Origin of the sequence: Flavobacterium magnum, assembly GCF_003055625.1 — a bacterium.
Classification (GTDB): domain Bacteria; phylum Bacteroidota; class Bacteroidia; order Flavobacteriales; family Flavobacteriaceae; genus Flavobacterium; species Flavobacterium magnum.
In genome coordinates, this window is record NZ_CP028811.1 from 1,459,761 (window position 1) to 1,480,873 (window position 21,113).

Annotated in this window: 16 protein-coding genes, 1 tRNA gene and 2 rRNA genes; 10 read left to right on the forward strand and 9 right to left on the reverse strand. The window is 48.5% G+C overall.

The genetic code is table 11. The features are described from left to right. Nucleotides 1-138 precede the first annotated feature (138 nt). The 5 genes from HYN48_RS05995 to HYN48_RS06020 all read left to right on the forward strand — a co-directional run bounded on the left by HYN48_RS05995 (nt 139) and on the right by HYN48_RS06020 (nt 9,344). Nucleotides 139-3,020 (forward strand): 23S ribosomal RNA (locus HYN48_RS05995). A gap of 100 nt (nt 3,021-3,120) precedes the next feature. Continuing rightward, nucleotides 3,121-3,230, forward strand: a 5S ribosomal RNA gene (rrf, locus tag HYN48_RS06000). A gap of 652 nt (nt 3,231-3,882) precedes the next feature. Further along, entirely contained in the window at nt 3,883-4,650 is a 768-nt protein-coding gene (locus HYN48_RS06010; protein WP_146171732.1) for a hypothetical protein, read from the forward strand. Between the two features lie 6 nt (nt 4,651-4,656). Beyond that, entirely contained in the window at nt 4,657-5,913 is a 1,257-nt protein-coding gene (locus HYN48_RS06015; RefSeq protein ID WP_108370255.1) for a glycosyltransferase, read from the forward strand. A gap of 143 nt (nt 5,914-6,056) precedes the next feature. Then, nucleotides 6,057-9,344 (forward strand): T9SS type B sorting domain-containing protein, encoded by a 3,288-nt coding sequence (locus tag HYN48_RS06020; protein ID WP_108370256.1) that lies wholly within the window; start codon nt 6,057-6,059, stop codon nt 9,342-9,344. On the opposite strand, the gene HYN48_RS06025 is transcribed toward HYN48_RS06020, so the two are convergent. The 8 genes from HYN48_RS06025 to HYN48_RS06060 all read right to left on the reverse strand — a co-directional run bounded on the left by HYN48_RS06025 (nt 9,341) and on the right by HYN48_RS06060 (nt 15,176). Further along, a complete protein-coding gene (locus HYN48_RS06025; protein WP_108370257.1) occupies nt 9,341-9,997 on the reverse strand; it encodes a hypothetical protein in 657 nt (218 codons plus the stop codon). The two genes, HYN48_RS06020 and HYN48_RS06025, sit on opposite strands and share 4 nt — an antisense overlap. A gap of 3 nt (nt 9,998-10,000) precedes the next feature. Further along, a complete protein-coding gene (locus HYN48_RS06030; protein WP_108370258.1) occupies nt 10,001-11,035 on the reverse strand; it encodes an ATP-grasp domain-containing protein in 1,035 nt (344 codons plus the stop codon). Between the two features lie 10 nt (nt 11,036-11,045). Further along, a complete protein-coding gene (locus tag HYN48_RS06035) occupies nt 11,046-11,750 on the reverse strand; it encodes an NRDE family protein (protein ID WP_108370259.1) in 705 nt (234 codons plus the stop codon). Continuing rightward, nucleotides 11,738-12,226 (reverse strand): hypothetical protein, encoded by a 489-nt coding sequence (locus HYN48_RS06040; RefSeq protein WP_108370260.1) that lies wholly within the window; start codon nt 12,224-12,226, stop codon nt 11,738-11,740. The genes HYN48_RS06035 and HYN48_RS06040 overlap by 13 nt, the downstream gene beginning before the upstream one ends. A 2-nt stretch (nt 12,227-12,228) precedes the next feature. Continuing rightward, nucleotides 12,229-12,618 carry a DoxX family protein gene (locus tag HYN48_RS06045; RefSeq protein ID WP_108370261.1) on the reverse strand — a complete coding sequence of 130 codons (390 nt, stop codon included), beginning with the start codon at nt 12,616-12,618 and terminating at the stop codon, nt 12,229-12,231. A gap of 5 nt (nt 12,619-12,623) precedes the next feature. Then, on the reverse strand, nt 12,624-13,124 hold the full coding sequence (locus HYN48_RS06050) for a YHS domain-containing (seleno)protein (RefSeq protein ID WP_245945994.1): 501 nt from the start codon (nt 13,122-13,124) through the stop codon (nt 12,624-12,626). Between the two features lie 76 nt (nt 13,125-13,200). Beyond that, nucleotides 13,201-13,890, reverse strand: coding sequence for a Crp/Fnr family transcriptional regulator (locus tag HYN48_RS06055; protein WP_108370263.1), 690 nt, complete (start codon nt 13,888-13,890; stop codon nt 13,201-13,203). A 143-nt stretch (nt 13,891-14,033) separates the two neighbouring features. Next, entirely contained in the window at nt 14,034-15,176 is a 1,143-nt protein-coding gene (locus HYN48_RS06060) for an acyl-CoA dehydrogenase (protein ID WP_108370264.1), read from the reverse strand. Between the two features lie 97 nt (nt 15,177-15,273). On the opposite strand from HYN48_RS06060, the gene HYN48_RS06065 reads away from it, so the two are divergent. The 5 genes from HYN48_RS06065 (at nt 15,274) to HYN48_RS06085 (ending at nt 20,088) form a co-directional block, all read left to right on the forward strand. Continuing rightward, nucleotides 15,274-16,335, forward strand: a complete 1,062-nt coding sequence (locus HYN48_RS06065) for an anhydro-N-acetylmuramic acid kinase (RefSeq protein WP_108370265.1) — start codon at nt 15,274-15,276, stop codon at nt 16,333-16,335. A 131-nt stretch (nt 16,336-16,466) separates the two neighbouring features. After that, nucleotides 16,467-17,693 (forward strand): Glu/Leu/Phe/Val dehydrogenase dimerization domain-containing protein, encoded by a 1,227-nt coding sequence (locus tag HYN48_RS06070; RefSeq protein WP_108370266.1) that lies wholly within the window; start codon nt 16,467-16,469, stop codon nt 17,691-17,693. Nucleotides 17,694-17,748: 55 nt separating this feature from the next. Further along, nucleotides 17,749-18,693: an energy transducer TonB family protein gene (locus HYN48_RS06075; protein WP_245945995.1), complete on the forward strand. Its 945-nt coding sequence runs from the start codon at nt 17,749-17,751 to the stop codon at nt 18,691-18,693. After that, the gene (locus HYN48_RS06080; RefSeq protein ID WP_108370267.1) at nt 18,693-19,913 is read left to right on the forward strand and encodes a bifunctional folylpolyglutamate synthase/dihydrofolate synthase; all 1,221 of its coding nucleotides are present in this window, start codon (nt 18,693-18,695) and stop codon (nt 19,911-19,913) included. Before HYN48_RS06075 ends, HYN48_RS06080 begins: the two co-directional genes overlap by 1 nt. Nucleotides 19,914-20,013: 100 nt before the next feature. Further along, a tRNA-Val gene (locus HYN48_RS06085) sits at nt 20,014-20,088 on the forward strand. Between the two features lie 124 nt (nt 20,089-20,212). Here the strand turns inward: HYN48_RS06085 and HYN48_RS06090 are convergent. Then, complete coding sequence (locus HYN48_RS06090; RefSeq protein WP_108370268.1) at nt 20,213-21,112, reverse strand: alpha/beta hydrolase fold domain-containing protein; 900 nt, start codon at nt 21,110-21,112, stop codon at nt 20,213-20,215. Nucleotide 21,113: the final 1 nt, after the last annotated feature.

The following is a 21,113-nucleotide window of genomic DNA, read 5'->3' on the forward strand; positions in this document are numbered from 1 at the left end:
ATCGGATTGAAAAAGTTCATTGACATATTGGGATAAGAAAATACAAAAAGTAGAAAGAACACAAAGTTTACAGTGTACAGCTTACGGTTTACAGTGCAAACTGTTAACTGTTAACTGTCAACCGTAAACTCAAAAGTACAATAAGCAAAATAAGGGCGTATGGGGGATGCCTAGGCTCTCAGAGGCGAAGAAAGGCGTGATAAGCTGCGAAAAGCGCCGGGGATCGGCACACACGAATTGATCCGGCGATACCTGAATGGGGCAACCCAATACATTGAAGATGTATTACTCCGATAGGAGGGCAAACCCGCTGAACTGAAACATCTAAGTAGGCGGAGGAGAAGAAAACAAAAGTGATTCCGTAAGTAGTGGCGAGCGAACGCGGATTAGCCCAAACCAGTGTTGTTACGGCAATACTGGGGTTGTAGGACCACGGCATTTCATGCAAACTGAACCGGAAGGACCTGGAAAGGTCTGCCATAGAGGGTGATAGCCCCGTATGGGTAAGGGATGTAATGGATAGTGGTATCCTGAGTAGGGCGGGGCACGTGAAACCCTGTCTGAATCTGGCGGGACCATCCGCTAAGGCTAAATACTCCTGAGAGACCGATAGTGAACCAGTACCGTGAGGGAAAGGTGAAAAGAACCGTGAATAACGGAGTGAAACAGATCCTGAAACCATACGCCTACAAGCGGTCGGAGCCCACAAGTTGGGTGACGGCGTGCCTTTTGCATAATGAGCCTACGAGTTAACGTTGCCGGCAAGGATAAGCATTTAAGATGTGGATCCGTAGCGAAAGCGAGTCTGAATAGGGCGCTTTAGTCGGTAGTGTTAGACGCGAAACCGTGTGATCTACCCATGGGCAGGATGAAGCTGTGGTAACACACAGTGGAGGTCCGAACCGGTTGTCGTTGAAAAGACTTCGGATGACCTGTGGGTAGGGGTGAAAGGCCAATCAAACTCGGAAATAGCTCGTACTCCCCGAAATGCATTTAGGTGCAGCGCTGGATATAGTTATATAGAGGTAGAGCTACTGATTGGATGCGGGGGCTTCACCGCCTACCAATTCCTGACAAACTCCGAATGCTATATAATGTTTACCAGCAGTGAGGGCTTGGGTGCTAAGGTCCAAGTCCGAGAGGGAAAGAACCCAGACCATCAGCTAAGGTCCCAAAATCTACACTAAGTTGAAAGAACGAGGTTTGTCTGCCCAGACAGCTAGGATGTTGGCTTGGAAGCAGCCATTCATTTAAAGAGTGCGTAACAGCTCACTAGTCGAGCGGACGAGCATGGATAATAATCGGGCATAAGTGTAGTACCGAAGCTATGGATTTACAGTTTACTGTAAGTGGTAGGGGAGCATTCCAGCGGGGCTGAAGGTGTGTCGTGAGGCATGCTGGACCTTCTGGAAAAGAAAATGTAGGCATAAGTAACGATAATGCGGGCGAGAAACCCGCACACCGAAAGACTAAGGTTTCCTCAGCTATGCTAATCAGCTGAGGGTTAGTCGGGTCCTAAGGCGAACCCGAAAGGGACAGTCGATGGCCAACGGGTTAATATTCCCGTACTTGTATTGATTGTGATGGGGTGACGGAGTGATGAAAGTACCGCGCACTGACGGAATAGTGCGTTGAAGCACCTACCTATATCGTTTATAGTTAAATGCGTAGACGATGGGGAAATGCGATAGTACTCGGAGTCTTCGGACAAAGAGATAGTGTACCTAAGGGCTTCCAAGAAAAACCTCTAAACTTCAGATTGATACAACCCGTACCGTAAACCGACACAGGTAGTCGAGGAGAGAATCCTAAGGTGCTCGAGAGATTCATGGCTAAGGAATTAGGCAAAATAGACCCGTAACTTCGGGAGAAGGGTCGCCAGCAGCAATGCTGGCCGCAGTGAAGAGGTCCAGGCGACTGTTTATCAAAAACACAGGGCTCTGCAAAATCGTAAGATGAAGTATAGGGCCTGACACCTGCCCGGTGCTGGAAGGTTAAGAGGAGATGTTATCTTCGGAGAAGCATTGAATTGAAGCCCCAGTAAACGGCGGCCGTAACTATAACGGTCCTAAGGTAGCGAAATTCCTTGTCGGGTAAGTTCCGACCTGCACGAATGGTGTAACGATCTGGACACTGTCTCAGCCATGAGCTCGGTGAAATTGTAGTAACGGTGAAGATGCCGTTTACCCGCAGTGGGACGAAAAGACCCTGTGCACCTTTACTATAGCTTAGTATTGACTTTGGATAAGTGATGTGTAGGATAGGTGGGAGACTTCGATCCTGCGTCGCCAGGCGTAGGTTAGTCATTGTTGAAATACCACCCTTTGCTTATCTGAAGCCTAACCCCATAATGTGGGGGACAGTGCTTGGTGGGTAGTTTGACTGGGGTGGTCGCCTCCAAAAGAGTAACGGAGGCTTCTAAAGGTTCCCTCAGCACGCTTGGTAACCGTGCGTAGAGTGCAATGGCATAAGGGAGCTTGACTGAGAGACATACAGGTCGATCAGGTACGAAAGTAGAGCATAGTGATCCGGTGGTTCCGCATGGAAGGGCCATCGCTCAAAGGATAAAAGGTACGCCGGGGATAACAGGCTGATCTCCCCCAAGAGCTCATATCGACGGGGGGGTTTGGCACCTCGATGTCGGCTCGTCACATCCTGGGGCTGGAGAAGGTCCCAAGGGTTGGGCTGTTCGCCCATTAAAGTGGCACGCGAGCTGGGTTCAGAACGTCGTGAGACAGTTCGGTCTCTATCTACTGCGGGCGTTAGAAATTTGAGTGGATCTGATTCTAGTACGAGAGGACCGAATTGGACCGACCGCTGGTGTATCTGTTGTCCCGCCAGGGGCACCGCAGAGTAGCTACGTCGGGAAGGGATAAGCGCTGAAAGCATATAAGCGCGAAACCCACCACAAGATGAGATTTCTTTTAAGGGTCGTAGGAGATGACTACGTCGATAGGCTACAGGTGTAAAGGCAGTAATGTCATAGCCGAGTAGTACTAATAACCCGTAAGCTTATGTACGCCTTCCGGGCCTTCGGGCCCGGGACACTTTTTGCATGTAAATTTTTGTCCCAATGTGTTAATAATATAATGTGATCGGAACACCGATCGCGTAACGACTTAAGGTGGTTATTGCGGCGGGGCTCACCTCTTCCCATCCCGAACAGAGAAGTTAAGCCCGCCTGCGCAGATGGTACTGCAGTTTTGTGGGAGAGTATGTCGTCGCCTTTCTTTTAAAAACCCCTCATCATTCGATGAGGGGTTTTTTGTTTTATGCCATTTTTAAAAAAATGACGGTAAATATTATCCGAACAGCGAAGTTAAGCCCGCCTGCGCAGATGGTACTGCAGTTTTGTGGGAGAGTATGTCGTCGCCTTTATTTATGGAACCCCAACCTATACAGGTTGGGGTTCTTTTTTTTAGGGATGCGACGCAGTTCGGGCAAAGCCCCGCGTCGTCGCCTTTAGCTTCGCCCGGTTCGGCTAAAGCCTCGGGTTTTTTGAGACCCCAGCTTGAGACCCATATTTTTTTTACTAATATCCAGAAATCCAGTCATTACCGATGGGCTTTTTTTTTGGTTTAGCCGGAATCCCGCCTGCACCGGACGGCCTTAGCCACTCCCAAAATAACTTCCCGCCCTTTTAGGCCGAAACATCCGCGGATACGGCGCCGCGTGAGGGATCCCGGCTTTGCCTGAGCTCGTTTGCGCAGCCTGCGCAGCAAACAGCGAGTGCCGGGAGCCCGACGCCGCGCTCACAGAACCGCAACAAACGCCAGCCACACAGGCGGCGGCACGCCATAAAAAATGCCTTTCTTAAACTTAGATCTTGTGCTTGCCTGCAGGCAAAATTTCTCTATATTGCCCGCAAAATCTTTTATGAACATGATGCACAAAATTAGCATAAACCTGCTGTTCCTGAGACTGTCATTTTTTCTTCTGCTGTTCACAGGCTGCCAGGACACGCATGATAAGGCCAGGGATTTTGTAGACGATTACAACGCTTTGGCGCCGAAAATGGCGACGCAGAACCTGCAATCGACAATAGCCGAGTTGCGTCCTGACAATAGTATACGCATCGTCATGGTGTCGGATATGGCCCAAAACGAAGATGCGAGGGCTACCATGCAACAGGCTATGCCTGCAATCATGACGGAAGTCCTTGGCAGGATCAGTACGTTTAATGAGTTGATAGCGGAAGGTGTTACATTTAAAGTAGAATACCGTGCTAACGACAATTCAGTGCTGGCGGCTACGGTACTGGATTCAGCTTCGGTTCAGAACATAAAAGCTAAAAGCGAAAAGGCGTCGACGGGCGGTTACGGCACCACAAACCGCGAGGCACAGGAAATGCTGGCGTTAGTCAACAAGACATTACCCATCCGGGATGAGAAAGCCGGAACCACGGTAACAAAAATAGATATCGTAGGGCAGGAACTCGTTTATTTCGTAGACATCGATAACGAATTGAGACTGGCCTTAAAAGATCCTGGCGCGCTGGCCGTGATGAAAAAAGAGATCGGCCGCAATCCGCAACTCAGGGGTTTCCTGCAGATGGGCAAAGGCTATGGCATCAGGAGGATCAGGTTTAAATATGCCAATGCAGGCCACACCGTCGCCGAAGTGGTTTTGGATGAATCCGAGATACAGTAAACGCTGATGGATACAATGCCGAAAAAATTGCTCATCATCGGTCTGGTATGGCCTGAATCCAATTCGTCTGCAGCCGGAAGCCGAATGATGCAACTGGTTCGGCTGTTCCTGGACCATGGCATGCAAATCGTTTTTGGAAGTGCGGCTCAGCAGGGTGAATTTTCCGATTGGCTCGAACTGCCCGGCCTGACTACGCGCCAGTTGCAGCTCAACGACAGTAGTTTTGATGACTTCGTCACCGCATATAACCCGGATATGGTTTTGTTCGACCGATTCGTGAGCGAAGAGCAATTCGGCTGGCGTGTCGCAGCGCAGTGTCCGGATGCCTTACGCGTGTTAGATACCGAAGATTTGCATTGCCTTCGGCTGGCAAGGCAGCATGCCGTAAAACAGCAACGCATGTTCACCGAAGACGATTTGTTTTCGGACACGGCAAAAAGGGAAATCTCTGCAATTTTGCGTTGTGATTTGTCGCTGATCATTTCGGAATATGAAATGAAAATCTTAACGGAGGTTTTCAAAATTGATCCCGCACTGTTGTTTTATCTGCCTTTCCTGCAGGATCTGCGAAAGGGCGATCTATTTAAAACGTGGCCTGCCTATGAGCAGCGATCGGGATTTATGTTTATAGGGAATTTTTACCATGAGCCGAACAAAGATGCAGTCAGGTATCTCAAAGAACAGGTTTGGCCACAAATTAGGGTAAAAATGCCGGAAGCTGTTATATCGATATATGGTGCATACGTGCCTGCAATGATACAACAGATGCACCAGCCTGACTCGGGATTTCTTATCATGGGTCGGGTCGCCTCGGCAGAAGCAGCAATAAAGTCGGCGAAGGTAATGCTGGCCCCACTGCGTTTCGGCGCAGGATTGAAAGGGAAGTTGCTTGAGGCGATGCTTTATGGTACGCCGACGGTAACAACAAGCGTCGGAGCTGAAGGAATGCAGCATGAATGCCTGTGGAATGGCCTGGTTGCGGATGACAATCCCGAACAAATCGCCAATGCCGCCGTACAGCTTTACAACGATACCCTGCTATGGACCGCAGCACAAAGTCAGGGAGCGTTCATCCTGGCAGCAAAGTTTGATAGGGCACTGTATGAAAGTCGCTTTATAAATCATATATCGCTTGTAATCAGCGGTATAAAAAAGCATCGGCGCAATAATTTTATCGGATCGGTGTTATCATATAACGCCTTTTTGGCCACTAAATACCTGTCACGCTGGATTGAGGAAAAGAATAAAAGCAATTATCAATAAAAATACATGAGCTTGTCGGAGAAACTATTTTGATTGCCAGCAATTTATCGCGCTGAATAATTTAAAATAGTATATTTGCCTGATAGCTTAATGGTTTTAGCCTCTATTCCCCAGAGATTAAAGCCATCCCCAAGGACCTACATATGAAATTCAGGATACTCTATATTGTCTTCTTCATGGCAATGGCAGGTTACGCACAATTGCCTGCGTTTACTTTGCAGGTTGAACCTGTCAACATGACCTGTGACAACAATGGCGGGGTAAACCTGACCCCGGGCAACCTCACTCCGCTGGCAATATTGACTTACAACATCTACCTGTTACCCAACGAGAACACGCCTGTCGCGACGTTCAACAACAACAATTATATTGGTCTGGGCGTCGGGAATTACAAAGTGAAGGCACAGCAGGTTTTAGGCACCGATGTGTCGCCCATAATTGAAATACCCTTTGCGATCAGCAATGTTTTTGAAGAAACCGTAATCAGTGTCAGTCAATTGCCTGTCGGGGCCTGTGATGCGTTTGGAACCGCAGAAGTTACCGTATCGCAGGGGTCAGGCCCTTTTTTTTACCAGGCCATCACCAATGGCGTACCAAGCACACCCCAAACCTCCAACCTGCTCCAACTGCCCGCAGGTGAGCATAACATACGCGTTATCGATGTATGCGGAAACGGCAAAGTAAAAACCATCACAATAATCTTAACGTCAAATGACCTGTCCATCGGCAGTACGGTGGTCCCTCCGATTGCCACATCCTGCACCACTATGGTGATCAATAACGAAGTGACGCCTTCTTCGGGCGACATTTACTATCCTGTGAAAGCGACGTACACCGTATACTACCCATCAGGGACGCAGGTGGTCGAACAAGTGTTTCCGACGGGAGCCCCGGATTCGCTGCCGTTGACGCTAACCGTGCCTGTGGGAAACATTCCCTATACCTATGATTTGGTAATTTCGGATGACTGCGGGCATGTATTTTCAAGTCCGGGCAATGAAATCAACCCAAACCCAAACGTTACCATCAATGAAACGCCAAATGAATGTGGTGAAAAATACATTACCGTGGCTGTTTCCAATGTGATGCCTCCTTACACCATGAATTTTGATGTCTTCCCCACCGGTTTTGATGCGGGGGCATTAAATCCTGCCTACCTCAGTCCTTTAGATGGCAATACACTGTCATTGACATTTGGCAGTGACACCAATCCAGTGCCTTTTGGAAATTACCATGTGACTATTTCAGACGCTTGTGGCAGGACGGGCGAGTTCGGCAAGGAAGTGAAGAAAGATGAATATCAGGCGGTGGCTAATGTTGTGGATGCAACCTGCAACACACCCGCGAAAATCGAACTGCGCATAGAGCCGGGACGAAAAATCAAGACAGCCTCAGTCACCGTCGCACCCCCTGACTATGTCGCGACGCATCCGCTGCCTTTTAACGTCTCGCCGGCGGTGCCTCAGGAAAACACATTTGTGTTTAACGCTTCACCCGGCCATTACGAATTTAGTCTGGTCGACGTATGTGACTTTCCATATACCGCTTCCGCAGATGTCAATTCGTTTACGGGAGGCGACGCCCGCCTGCTGGTCAACCCTCGCCCCAGCTGCGATGCCGGAGGATCATTGCGGGTACGCTCGCCAAACGGTGGGGGCTTAGTGACGTTGACCATGATTTCCGCCCCTGATGCATTTGGCCAGGCCATGCCGTTTGACCTCACGGGTTTCCTATCACCGACAGGAGTTTATTTCAACCCATCGATTCCCGCAGGGGAATACGATTTTGTAGGGGTGGATGCCTGCGGGGCTACCCTCACGCTGGCCAATCCGGTGCAGGTTGAAGGTTACGATTCCGGAACCGATAACTTTACCGTAGACCCAAATTGCGGCACATTCAGCCTCAGCCTTCACGACAATAGCAACATAACCGGCAGCTATTTTCTCCAGAAAAAGAATCCGACGACCGGACTGTACGAGCACCCTGTTACCGGCGTCGTTTATCCCGATTTGACGGTGCCAACCGCTGACAATTCGATTCAGCTGAACAATAATACCACCATGTTCGACATCGACAATACAGGGACTTTCCGTATTGCAAAAGTATATCAGTCTTTCGGTGCAAACGGCAGTGTCGTCTGCTTTGATTATTACCCCGATTTTGTGTTTTCCGGTGAACTCGAAATTTTGGAATCGTATTCGCTGGATTGTGAAGACGGCAACGGACCCGGAAGCGTATTCATCGATGTGGTTGGGGTGCCGCCATACATCTACAGGATAAAGGAAAAAAACGGGCAGGCGTTCGTTCTTGAGAATGGCACGGACGCCATTTTCCAGGGATTGGAGCCTGCATTGTATAAATTCGAAGTAGAAGATTCATGCGGGCGCCTTGAAACTACGACAATCAACGTTGCCACCCTGCAGCCGCTGGTTCACGCTACGCCCCCCGGAACCAATGGTGGACCCGGTGAGCTGTCATATTGTAGCGACACCAATGAGACCAAGCACATCTTTGACCTGACCGCGTTTAATACGGAAATCCTCGGGAACCAGCCCGCAGATTTGTACACGATTACCTACCACGTATCTGAAGCCGATGCGCGTAGCGGCGATAACCGCATTACTACTGATCCAACCCAGTATGAAAACACCTCAAATCCGCAGACGATCTGGGCTCGTGTAGTACAGAATAACATTTCGCTCTGCTATGACTACACCTCGTTCAGGCTGGTCGTGGGTACACAGCCCATCCTTACGATCCTCCCTGACATTTACCTTTGTGAAGGTGACGAACAACGGGTTTTCGCCGATGACGGTTACGACGCCTATGAATGGTCAACCGGCGCCACGACACGCTACCTCGACGTCGATACGCCAGGAACTTACACCGTAACCGTAAAGAACGTTTACGGCAGTTCGGTATGTTCAGCCACGCAGAACATTACGGTTTCCAATACCGAAAGTGCCCATATTGATGCTATCGACATCCGGGACTGGACCGATGAGGATAACGGCTTTACGATGCATGTGAGTGGTGACGGCGATTATGTGTACTCGATTGACGGGCGAAATTATCAGGCCGATCCCACGTTCACCGGACTTGAGCCCGGCGTTTACACGGTTGACGTGAAAGACCTTCACGGCTGTCCGGGTGTGCGCAAGGACGTGCTGATCCTGAATTACCCAAAATTCTTCACGCCAAATGGCGATGGCCATAATGATACCTGGAAGATTAAAAATTCCGTGTTTGAACCCGGAATGAAGACCTACATCTTTGACCGATACGGTAAACTCATCACCGGGTTGGAATATGACAGCCCCGGGTGGGATGGTACGTATAATGGCCGTCCGTTGCCGTCAACCGACTATTGGTTTATGGTGGAGCGGCTTGACGGTAAAGTCCATCGCGGGCATTTCTCTATGAAGCGTTAATCGCGTAACGGCTTTTTCCGGAGGTATTTTTTCCAGAACTTATACGCCTGCAGCAGGCCCATGCCAAGGAACAGCAATGGGATCACGCCAGACATCAGGTAGTCGGAAACAAAATCATTTTTTTTAGTCAGCCAGTCCAGGCAGAGTATCAGCGTAAGCATCCCTGAAAAAGTGCCAGCCAGTGTACCGGTGAGGTAAACATATCGGCCCGACTGTTGTACAGAGATGTATCGGGCATTGATCAGGTACAGGTTCCACGCGGTCCAAAACGGTATCTGGATAAAATTGAGGCTGCTGTATTTGACGCCGGTCCAGAACGGGGAATAATCATCGGCGAGCCGGAACACAGCTGCTGAAGCGCCGCTGTCCTTGTGCGCGGCATAAAACGACCACGCCAGCAGGAACATGAAAAATATTGAAAACAGTTCAATGTACTTAATCAGTTTTTTATTGTGCATCAGCCTGTCTGCGAAAACCAAAGTGGCATAAATCACGACGGCTTCGATAATGATAACACCAAGCAGGTAAACGCAGACGCTTTCAATGCCTGATTTTTGATGTACATCGTAACCAATGACATTGAGATAACCCAATGGAATCGATCCGATGAAGCTCACTAAAAAACCGGCAATGATGTTTTTCAGCGCTTTCATCGGTTAGAAATTGACGATTTTTTTACTATGCAGGTTATGCAGGCGGTACTCGGCCATGCCTTTCTTGTGGGTCAGATACGGTACGCCTTTGCGGTGGTTTTCAACGCTGATTTCATACATATACCGGATGTGCCTGCTGAGTTCTTTCCAGGCGAAGAACAGCGAATGCCCGGGATCATAGATATGGGTGGGTTCGCTTGCGGCGCCGTTCAATTCGACAATTGAAAATTTCTCGCCTCGCTCCAATGCTTCGAGGGAGTCATACATCAGGTCGATACGCCCAAAGTAAAATCCGTTAATCTGCAGGCAAATCTCGTTCATGACCTGATTCAATGCAGGTGTCGCCCAGATCGTCCGGTCAATAAATTTGGCGCCTCGCGCGTGGTTTCCGTAAGGTACGAGATTCACTTTTTCGCCGGCCGGCGGAACCTCATCAAGCTTGCCGCCGTATTCCCTGCGAAGCGATTTCAACTGGAGTTCATAGCGTGGATTCTGCTTAACCAATTCTTCCAGCGTCGATCTTCCATCGCCAGTTACAATGAGGAATTCCTTCGCGACAATACCGGTAATCCTGCCTTTTTTTTCATGCGGATAACGAACATAAAAGATTCCGATTTCATTTTCATACGGAATCAGGTCCTGTACGATACAGTCAAAATCGGCTTTGTGAAGATATGATTCGAGTTCGCCCGGATTGTCAATCTTCTTTACAGCTGATCCGCGCAAACCGATGTCGGGCTTTATGATCAGCGGATACTGAATGCCGTGCTTTTCAGTTTGCATGATGGTGTCGGCCAGCGGCATCCCGGCTTTGGCCAGAATGGTCTTTGGATAGTATTGCTGCGGAATCAGGTCATAAATTTCTTTTTTGGATTCCATCATAAACCCACCGTTAGTAATTGTGGGATTTGCCGCGTTGAAGAAAAAAATGCTGCGTTGGCGCAGCGCATAATAGGCCCATAAAAAGTAAATCGGAATGTAGACGATATAAAACGGCCAATATTCCCAGTGCAGTATTTTGTGCAATAACAGCCTCAATAGTCAGGATTTAGCGGGTGATGAGCCTGTCAAACGTACTTTCGTCAATCAGGTCGGTGTATGTCAGCGACAATTGTTGGTTCTCCACTACGGCCTGCGTAATGCTCAACGTCTTAAGTTTGCCCTCGCGATTGATTACGAGCCCGTGCTCCGCATTGCCACGCTCTGTATACCGATGGAAATGCAACATATCTGAAGCGGTGATTTCAGGCGTTATATTAAGAAAATTATAAAACCAGGCAGCCCTGGTTTCCCGGATTTCCTTAGGATAAAGCGTTGAAGATGACCAGATGTGATTTTTAGAACTGTCCAGGTGGAGCGAATCCTTTCTCACACCATCCCAACGCAGTTGATGCAATTCCGAGTGGTAAAAAAGCACAAGTGTAAATGGCTCGACCCGATCCAAATCGATGGACTCCCAGCTTTTCAGGGGTGAACCACTACCTAAGATGTCAAGTACAATCAAACCGCGGCTCCGGCGGTAGGGTGGCAGGTATTGGTGTTTTTCCACGGCACCGTTCAGCAGCACGAGGACGTTTGCATTTTGATCTGTCGCAAACCACGTTCCGCCCGCCTTAGGGTCCTTTGGAAACACGAGATCATGGCCGTTGACGGAATATGCTGCGGGTGGAATAGCCGGCCTTACAACCTGCTCGTCACGGTTTGAAGTGATGATGATCCGGCCGTTGGCATTGACAAAACTTACTGTGCACATTGATTGCGGTATTCAATAGTCGAGCGCGCTACCCCGAAATTGGCGTCAATAGTCACCGTTTCACAATCGTGTATCGCGACCTTGATCAGTGCCTGGTGGTGGATGCAATGTTCCAGATTGTACAGCAATTCACGGAAGTAATTGCTGTCGATAAGGATTTCTTCACCGTCGACAATTTGTTGCAGGCGCAAGGGTTTGTTCTCTTTATCGAGATTTTTCCGGATGGCGAGCAATGATTCAATCGCAAAGGCGGTGCTGGTCTGGATCAGGATATTTCTTGCTCTTTTGTCATAATTCACCAGCCCTGACTCATAATTATTTTCGAGGCATTGGAACATTTCAATGATGTGCCTGGTGTGCTCCCCGATGGTGGCATGACTCAGCGCTTTGCATTGGTTCGTGTAATCCCTGTCGGAAAGCTGCCGCAGCAATCCAATCATTTCATTAAGGCTATGATGTATTGACGGTATGAGCATGTTTATGTTTTAAATCGTAATAGTCCGGGAATTTTCTGCCGGTCCAAATAAATTAATATCGTACTGCAAATAAAGGTTATTACTGCCAGAATAAAAAGTTCCCCGCCATCATTTTTCACCTCGATTCCCAAAATAAACAGGTGTGAAAGCAGTGCTCCCGCAATCACCGCTGCGGAAAGCAATGCGCCAATGAGTGATGTCGAAGGGATCAAAATCAGGATTGCCGCGAAAAGTTCTGCGATCCCTGAACCGATCCTTCCGTAGGGCTCCATGCCCAGCCTGGTGAATATGTACACACTTTCATCGGCAGCGGTAAATTTAAAAAACAATGTCTGCAGCAGTATGGCTGCCGTTATGATCCTGAGTGTCCAGCTGAAAATCGTCTTTCCCATGATCACTAATTTATAATTTTGTTCCAGTTTGCATCCGCCTTTTTCTTGAGGCGGTCTTCGTCCTTGTTCCAGCTTTTCAGCGTATTGTTGAAATAGGCGTTATAAAAAAGATACAATTTGCCGTCAACAATCTTAAATGTTTCCGGATCAATCTCCACCTTCTTTCCGTAATCGCCCATCGCAAAAGCACACCATCCGCCGTACTGCGGTTCATACGCGGCGGGTGACTTGAGGAATGCCTCCTTATTGGCCGCCGATGAAAAATTGTACACCACACCCTGGTGCGAAACGGACAACTCTTTTTTGCCTTTGAGCGCCTTGTTCTGTTTAAAATACGCTACCGGATCATAACCCTGGATGGCAAGCTTTTGCTCGAGGTTAAAGTGTACCGATCTTTTACTTTCGCTTTGCGCAAAACCAAAACCGCTGAGCAGCAGCAACGCTATCATCAAGATACGGTTTTTTAACGTAGCGGGTTTCCTTTGTCTGAAAATCATTGTTGTCATAATTTTATATTTAAATTGATGCAGCAAATGTAAATCGACCGGAACGTCCACTTTGTCGGATGCCCGACACTCGGTGTTAATTAGATACCGAAAGCGCTGTAACGTCCGGGATAATGATTTCCTTTCGCCCGTAGATGATTTTCCCGTCCGCTTCCATTTCATTCAGTAACTGCGTGGCCGTCTGCCTTGAGGTGCAGATAATCTGCCCGATATCGTGTTGGGTCAGGTAGTTTTCAATGCTGACTTTCAGGCCGTCAGCGACACCTTCGCGCTCCGCCCAGTCTTTTAAGAACTGGTACAACCTCGTTTTGGCATCTTTGGAAATTAGGTTGCTGTAATTGTTACGGATCCGTTTCATTTTGAGCCCGACGAATTTGGTGTAGGACAACGCCAGTCCGGGGTTCTTTAGCAGCAGGTTCTCAAAATCAGACATCAGGAAACTGCAGATTGAGACTTCGTCAGAAAGCACTTTTGCATATTCGTTGAGCTGTTTGTCGGTTTCCAGCGTGAGCTCCCCGAAAAGGTCACCTTTCTGGATGATGTCTTTGATGGTTTCGTCGCCATTCTCATCAATCGAAACAATCTTGATGGCGCCTCGTTTAAGCAGGAAAATCCGCGGCACATCGGAGGACGAAAAGTAAATGATGTCGCCTTTGGCTGCTTTTTTAAACCCGGTGATGATGCACAGCTGCCGGATCTGGCTGAAACTCAGGATCCGGAACAATTTGTGATCGCGTAAATACCAGTATTTAAGGTCGTCGTACATGGGCTGCGTTTAGGCTGAAAAATTTTATGGCTGCAAGTCCGGCCATTGGCAAAAAAAGCAATGGCTTAAGCGGAATAAATGTAATAAAAAAAGCCCGGAAATGTACCGGGCCTGAAAATCTTATGTTATCATCTTACGCTGCCTTAATCCTTGAGGATGCTGCGCGAAATCACAATTTTCTGGATTTCGGAGGTGCCTTCATAGATTTGGGTGATTTTCGCATCGCGCATCATGCGCTCTACGTGGTATTCCGCTACATAGCCGTTTCCACCGTGGATCTGGACTGCCTCGATTGTCGTATCCATCGCCACTTGCGAGGCGTATAATTTTGCCATGGCGCCTGACTCGGAGATGTCCATTCCCTGGTCTTTTTCCGATGCCGCCTTAAGGCACAATAACCTGGATGCCATGATGTTCACGTGCATATCTGCCAGTTTGAACGCGATGGCCTGATGCTTCGAGATTTCCTTTCCGAAGGCCTTGCGTTCCTTCGAATATTTTAAAGCCAGCTCATAGGCACCCGTCGCGATGCCCAGCGCCTGTGATGCAATCCCGATACGACCGCCGTTTAACACCGACATGGCGAAATTGAACCCGAATCCCTCTGCACCAATACGGTTTTCCTTTGGGATTTTCACGTCTGTAAACATCAGCGAGTGGGTGTCTGATCCTCGGATACCCATTTTCTTTTCCTTCGGACCAATATCGAATCCCGGCCAGCCTTTTTCAACGATAAAGGCGTTGATGCCTTTGTGTCCTTTTTCGATATCGGTTTGCGCCATTACAAGATAGGTTGACGCCGTGGCGCCGTTTGTAATCCAGTTCTTGGTACCGTTCAGCAAATAATGGTCGCCTTTGTCGATGGCTGTCGTTTTCTGGGACGTGGCATCGGACCCGGCCTCAGGCTCCGAAAGGCAAAACGCGCCGATAACCTCGCCTTTAGCCAAGGGTACCAGGTATTTCATCTTTTGCTCTTCGTTGCAATATTTTTCCATGCCTGCACAAACCAGCGAATTGTTCACCGACATCACGACCGCAGCCGAGGCGTCGACCTTTGCGATTTCGGTCATCGCCAATACATACGATACACTGTCAAGGCCTGAACCGCCATATTTCGGATCCACCATCATGCCCATAAATCCGAGTTCGGCCATCATCTTGATTTGTTCCGTCGGAAATTTAGAATGCTCGTCTCTTTCAATGACGCCGGGAAGGAGTTCGTTTTGCGCAAAATCCCTGGCCGCCTGCTGTATCATCAAATGCTCTTCTGTAAGATTAAAATCCATATCGTTTGTAAATAATGTTGTCTTTTTTGTTCTGTCAGCGCCCAAATGTAACCATTTCTTAGGAAATCTTTAACACCAAAACCGTATTTTTGGCCTAATGGAAAAAGAAAACTATAACGTTATCGGAGTGATGTCAGGAACGTCATTGGATGGCATCGATCTGGCCCATGTATTTTTTGAAACCGAAAGTGGAAAATGGCGTTTTCAAATTCTGGAATGCGAGACCATCCCATACGCCGACGCTTGGGTTTCCAGGCTCAGGTCAGCCGTTGATTTCACCGCACCTGAATTGGAAGAGCTCAACGCGGATTACACCGACCTGCTCGGAAAGACCATCTCCGCGTTCATCACCAAGCACAAACTCACGCCAGACGCGGTGTGCTCGCATGGGCATACCATCCTGCACCAGCCCCGCCAAGGCATCACGCTTCAGATTGGGAACCTGTCTCAGATAGCGCAAATCTGCAATCAAAAAGTGGTTTGTGATTTCCGCGTACAGGATGTTGCCATGGGCGGCCAGGGCGCGCCATTGGTGCCAATAGGTGACCGCATATTATTTGCTGAAAACGACTATTGCCTGAACCTCGGCGGATTTTCCAATGTGTCGTTTGAGGAAAACGGCAAGCGGATTGCATTTGATATTTCCCCGGTAAATACCGTCCTGAATTTTTACGCGGACCGTTTCGGGAAAGCTTATGACGACCAGGGCCACATTGCGGCCTCGGGTGTTGTTGATCAGGCATTACTCCAGACTTTGGACAGCCTCGGGTTTTACAAAGAACCTTACCCGAAGTCGCTCGGATTTGAGTATGTCAGGCAAACCGTAGTGCCTTTAATGGAGCGTTTTGCCATCCCCGATGCCAATAAGATGCGGACGTTCACAGAGCACATTGCAGTACAGATCGCATTGGCGCTTCCGCAAAAACGCGGAAAAATGCTGGTTACCGGAGGTGGTGCTTACAATACGTTCCTTATGCACCGCATCCGGGAATTCCTGCCCGACATGCAGGTCATCATCCCCGACAGGAAAACACTCGAATTTAAAGAAGCATTGATTTTTGCGTTGCTCGGCGTGCTCAAGTTGCGCGGGGAAACCAACGTGCTTTCCAGTGTCACCGGGGCGCCGAAGGACCACAGTGCCGGGATGGTTTACGGCTGATCTTTACTGTTTGCAGCCTCGTAACGGTGCCCGCTCTCAAAGGGGTAACGCAGCCGGATTCAGAATTTCACGCGAGCTGCTGAATTTTGCTATAATGGATTTATCTTTGCGCCACAAACTAAATTTTCGACATGACAGACTTAATAAAGAAATTTGAAGATAAATCGCCTGAAATCGTGTTCAACTGGAAAGATCCTGAAACAGAAGCTGAAGGCTGGACAGTGATTAACTCGCTGCGCGGCGGGGCAGCCGGCGGCGGGACAAGAATGCGCAAAGGCCTCGATATGAATGAGGTTTTATCGCTGGCCAAAACGATGGAGATCAAATTTTCGGTCTCAGGGCCTGCCATCGGCGGGGCGAAAAGCGGCATCAATTTTGATCCGAACGACCCGCGGAAAGAGGGTGTGTTGCAACGCTGGTACAAAGCCGTTTCCCCGTTGCTGAAAAGCTATTATGGGACGGGCGGTGATTTGAATGTCGATGAAATCCACGAAGTGATCCCGATGACCGAAGAATGTGGGGTGTGGCACCCGCAGGAAGGGGTGTTTAATGGCCACTTCAAACCAACGGAAGCCGATAAGATCAACCGCATCGGACAATTGCGTCAGGGTGTCGTGAAGGTCATTGAAAATCCTGCCTTCTCGCCGGATGTAGCGCGAAAATACACGGTTGCCGACATGATTACCGGTTATGGTGTTGCGCAGGCGGTACGTCATTATTACGAGATTTTCGGGGGCAATATTGAAGGGAAAAAAGCCATTATCCAGGGCTTTGGAAACGTAGGTTCCGCAGCAGCATTCTATCTGGCTGCGATGAACGTAAAGATTGTCGGGATCATCGACCGCGACGGCGGCATCATCAACCATGATGGCTTTTCGTTTGAAGAAATCAGGACGATGTTCCTGAATAAGGACGGGAATAAACTGGTGGCCGGCAATATGATTTCACCGGAAGAAATCAATACACAGATATGGAAGGTGGGAGCGGAGATTTTTGCGCCCTGTGCGGCTTCAAGGCTTGTGACGCAGGATCAGGTTGATCAAATGACGGCTTCGGCACTCGAAGTCATTTCCTGTGGCGCCAATGTGCCGTTTGCAGACAAGGAGATTTTCTTCGGACCGATTATGCAACACGTTGACAGCAAGGTGAGCCTGATCCCTGATTTTATTTCCAATTGCGGAATGGCGAGGGTATTCGCATATTTTATGGAGAAGAAAGTCCAGATGACTGATGAAGCCATTTTCAGTGATACGGCTGAAACAATCAGGAAAGCCATCGCTGATGTCCATGCGAAAAACCCGTATAAAACCAATATCAGTGCGGCAGCTTACGAGATTGCATTGTCGCAGTTGCTTTAAAAACGACAATTTTTTATACCTTTAAGCGTTTTAGTGAATTAAAAACAGGCTTCAGATGAACATGACACGCAGCGGCGCAGCCCCAACCCATATGACGTTGGATTCCAATCAGTCGGAAAAGAAGAAATCCTTAATCCTGACCGGGATGCTGTTTGCTGCGTTATTCCTGCTGCTTTTTTTTCTGCATATGACCGCTACTGAAATGCAGCAGCTGGAAGGCGGCGGTGGCGGTGGTGGCGGTGAAGTGGCCGTCAATTTCGGGAACAGCGATGTGGGCGCAGGTGACAATTTCGAATCGAAGGATCTCGATTTGCCTGCTTCGAAACCTGTCAAGTCTGAGGTAGCTACGCAGGAGGAAATCATCACTGATGATACACAAAACGATGTTCCTGCCGTAGTCACCGTAAAAAAGCCAAAAGACGAACCCAAAAAGCCGGATTCCAAACCCGTTGAAACGCCCAAGCCAAAACCATCCAAAGCGACAAACGACGCGTTGTCGAACTTGTTGAACGGAAACAGCAAAGGAGGCGACGGCGATGACAAATCGGGTGGAAATAAAGGCAGCAGTAACGGTACAACCGATTCACGTGGCTATAGCGGCTCAGGTGGTAGTGGTACAGGAACCGGCGGTGGTAACGGCAGTGGAGAGGGCATAGGCAACGGCTCAGGATACGGTCCGGGTTCAGGTTCAGGCTCAGGCGGCGGTGTCGGCAGTGGTGTCGGAAACGGGAACGGAAGCTGGAAACTCGCCGGCCGCAAACTCAGCAGCAGCGGAAAAATTACTCAGGATTGCAATGAATACGGCACAGTGGTCGTGGAAGTTACGGTCAACAAACAAGGCAACGTAATAGGCTGTAAATACATCAAAGGGACGACCAACACGGATCCGTGCCTGATACAGCCCGCATACAAAACCGCGCGTACCTATAAATGGCTTCCGAAAGAAGACGCGCCTGACAAACAGGTGGGGACCATCGTCGTCAACTTCAAACAAAGTTAATGGATTACCGTCAAACGGTCGGCTGGATGTTTAATCAGCTCCCGATGTACCAGCATCAGGGCGCGTCAGCTTACAAAGCCGATCTCACCAATATCTTACTGCTCTCAGAGCACCTCGGTTTTCCTGAAAAGGGCCTGAAATGCATTCATGTCGCCGGTACCAATGGCAAAGGATCCACATCGCATTTGCTGGCCTCCGTGTTCCAGGAAGCGGGCTACCGGACCGGGTTGTATACTTCGCCACACTTAAAGGATTTCCGTGAGCGGATAAAAGTAAATGGCGCCGAAATTCCGGAGGCTTTCGTTGTCAAATTCATCAGCGAAAACAAATCTTTTTTTGAATCGCATGCGCTGAGTTTCTTCGAAATGACGGTGGGTCTCGCGTTGGATTACTTCAGGAGCGAACAAACCGACGTCGCGATTATTGAAGTCGGAATGGGCGGCAGGCTGGATGCGACAAATATCATCACACCTTTGGTTTCGGTCATTACCAACATCGGCCTGGACCACACCCAATTCTTAGGCGACACGATTCCTGAAATTGCTTCGGAAAAAGCAGGGATCATCAAGGAGATCATCCCGGTGGTCATTGGTGAACATACCCGAGAAAGCTACCCGGTTTTTCTGGACAAAGCCAAAGAAATGCGTTCGGATATTTATTTTGCTGCTGATTTGGAAAACGAGGATTATCCCTCGGCGCTGATTGGCGACTACCAGAGGCACAATAAAAAAACGGTGCTGCAGGCATTGGAAGTGATTAACAGCCAAGGCGTTTTCCGGATTTCAGATCAGGATATCCGAAAGGGATTCCTGAATGTGGTAGCCAATACCGGATTGCAGGGCCGGTGGCAGCAACTTGGGCACAGGCCGCTTATCATTGCCGATACTGCGCACAATCCCCACGGATTGGAAGCCGTCATGCCGCAAATCATGAAACAACAATACCAGCGATTGCACATAGTGATGGGCGTCGTCAATGACAAAGATTTGGATGCCGTACTGCCTTTATTTCCTAAAAAGGCAATATACTATTTTGCAAAACCCGATATCCCGCGCGGGCTCCCGGCAGCCAATCTTCAGGCCGCCGCAGCGCAATTTGGCCTTACGGGCAATGTATACGATTCTGTACAAGCGGCTTACGGAGCTGCTCGACACAGCGCCGCACCCGAAGATTTTATCTATGTAGGAGGCAGCACTTTTGTTGTGGCGGAAATTTTGTAAAAAAAGCCATATTTATTTGCAGGTATGGAAAAACAGCCTATATTTGCACTCGCAAAAGCGTTCACGGACTCCGCTACAATCAGGAATACGTGTCGTAACGGGGCGATTAGCTCAGTTGGTTCAGAGCATCTGGTTTACACCCAGAGGGTCGGGGGTTCGAATCCCTCATCGCCCACAAGTTTAAAAACAAATGGTTTCAAAATCCGATACGTCATATGATGTATCGGATTTTTGCTTTTAGGCATTTGAGTACAGCTGTTCTTGGCATTTTTACACGGCCAGATTGGTTTCGAAAATATTTAGTGGGTTGCCAAAAAATCCTTGATATTACGTATGGCTTCAACAGATGCTTCTGAATCGATGTGCGAAAACAGCCAGACATGCTTTTGCCCTTCAAACTCCTTGATTTCTGATTGGTTCTGTACTGGTTTAATATAAGAATAGAAGTTCTTAGCATCGTCGTTCAGCACTTCATCCGTACCAACTAATAAGAATACAGGAGGGAATTTTTTGAATTTGATTTCACTCGGATCGGCTTCCTTTTTACCCCCTGCGTACATTTGTGCGTGGCTGTATAAAAAATCTTTCTTTAAAATGGGGTCAACTGCCTGTTTGGTTGTATAAGATTTATTGTTGCACTTTAAATCAATCCATGGGGAAAGTAAAGCCAATGAGGACGGCAGCGGAAGATGGGCTTTTTGCGCATCATTCACCAAGTATATTGCCATTCCCCCGCCGGCGCTGTCTCCCATCACTGAAACTTTGTAGCCCGGATATTTTTTGACAAGTTCTTTATAAACGCCGAAGACTTCATTGTTTGCCGTAGGGTACGGATGCTCAGGAGATAACGAATATTCAATGTAAAGTACTGGAGCATTTAAAGTTGCAGCCACATGGGTCAGCATAGCCCGATAAGCGTTTATACTTCCATAAGTATACAGTCCACCGTGCAGGTACATAATAATTTGCTTTTGTGGTAACAGGTTTTTATTAAACCAAAACGTTTTTACACCAGCTAATGTTTCTTCGCTAACGCTAACACTGTTGTCGGGTGGGTAGGTTTTTCCCAATGATTCATAGAATCCTCTGAACCGTTTGATTTTCTGCATAGTGCTATCTGCGATAGTTTGTGCATTTGAACTTGTCGTAGTTAGTTGAAATAACATCAACATAAGTACGATTTTGAATGTGTTTTTCATT

Excerpts from the sequence above, each read along its gene's own strand:
- HYN48_RS06010 (WP_146171732.1), top strand. The coding sequence starts at position 3,883 with ATGATGCACAAAATTAGCATAAACCTGCTGTTCCTGAGACTGTCATTT.
- HYN48_RS06015 (WP_108370255.1), top strand. The coding sequence starts at position 4,657 with ATGGATACAATGCCGAAAAAATTGCTCATCATCGGTCTGGTATGGCCT.
- HYN48_RS06020 (WP_108370256.1), top strand. The coding sequence starts at position 6,057 with ATGAAATTCAGGATACTCTATATTGTCTTCTTCATGGCAATGGCAGGT.
- HYN48_RS06025 (WP_108370257.1), bottom strand. The coding sequence starts at position 9,997 with ATGAAAGCGCTGAAAAACATCATTGCCGGTTTTTTAGTGAGCTTCATC.
- HYN48_RS06035 (WP_108370259.1), bottom strand. The coding sequence starts at position 11,750 with ATGTGCACAGTAAGTTTTGTCAATGCCAACGGCCGGATCATCATCACT.
- HYN48_RS06040 (WP_108370260.1), bottom strand. The coding sequence starts at position 12,226 with ATGCTCATACCGTCAATACATCATAGCCTTAATGAAATGATTGGATTG.
- HYN48_RS06045 (WP_108370261.1), bottom strand. The coding sequence starts at position 12,618 with ATGGGAAAGACGATTTTCAGCTGGACACTCAGGATCATAACGGCAGCC.
- HYN48_RS06050 (WP_245945994.1), bottom strand. The coding sequence starts at position 13,124 with ATGACAACAATGATTTTCAGACAAAGGAAACCCGCTACGTTAAAAAAC.
- HYN48_RS06055 (WP_108370263.1), bottom strand. The coding sequence starts at position 13,890 with ATGTACGACGACCTTAAATACTGGTATTTACGCGATCACAAATTGTTC.
- HYN48_RS06060 (WP_108370264.1), bottom strand. The coding sequence starts at position 15,176 with ATGGATTTTAATCTTACAGAAGAGCATTTGATGATACAGCAGGCGGCC.
- HYN48_RS06065 (WP_108370265.1), top strand. The coding sequence starts at position 15,274 with ATGGAAAAAGAAAACTATAACGTTATCGGAGTGATGTCAGGAACGTCA.
- HYN48_RS06070 (WP_108370266.1), top strand. The coding sequence starts at position 16,467 with ATGACAGACTTAATAAAGAAATTTGAAGATAAATCGCCTGAAATCGTG.
- HYN48_RS06075 (WP_245945995.1), top strand. The coding sequence starts at position 17,749 with ATGAACATGACACGCAGCGGCGCAGCCCCAACCCATATGACGTTGGAT.
- HYN48_RS06080 (WP_108370267.1), top strand. The coding sequence starts at position 18,693 with ATGGATTACCGTCAAACGGTCGGCTGGATGTTTAATCAGCTCCCGATG.
- HYN48_RS06090 (WP_108370268.1), bottom strand. The coding sequence starts at position 21,112 with ATGAAAAACACATTCAAAATCGTACTTATGTTGATGTTATTTCAACTA.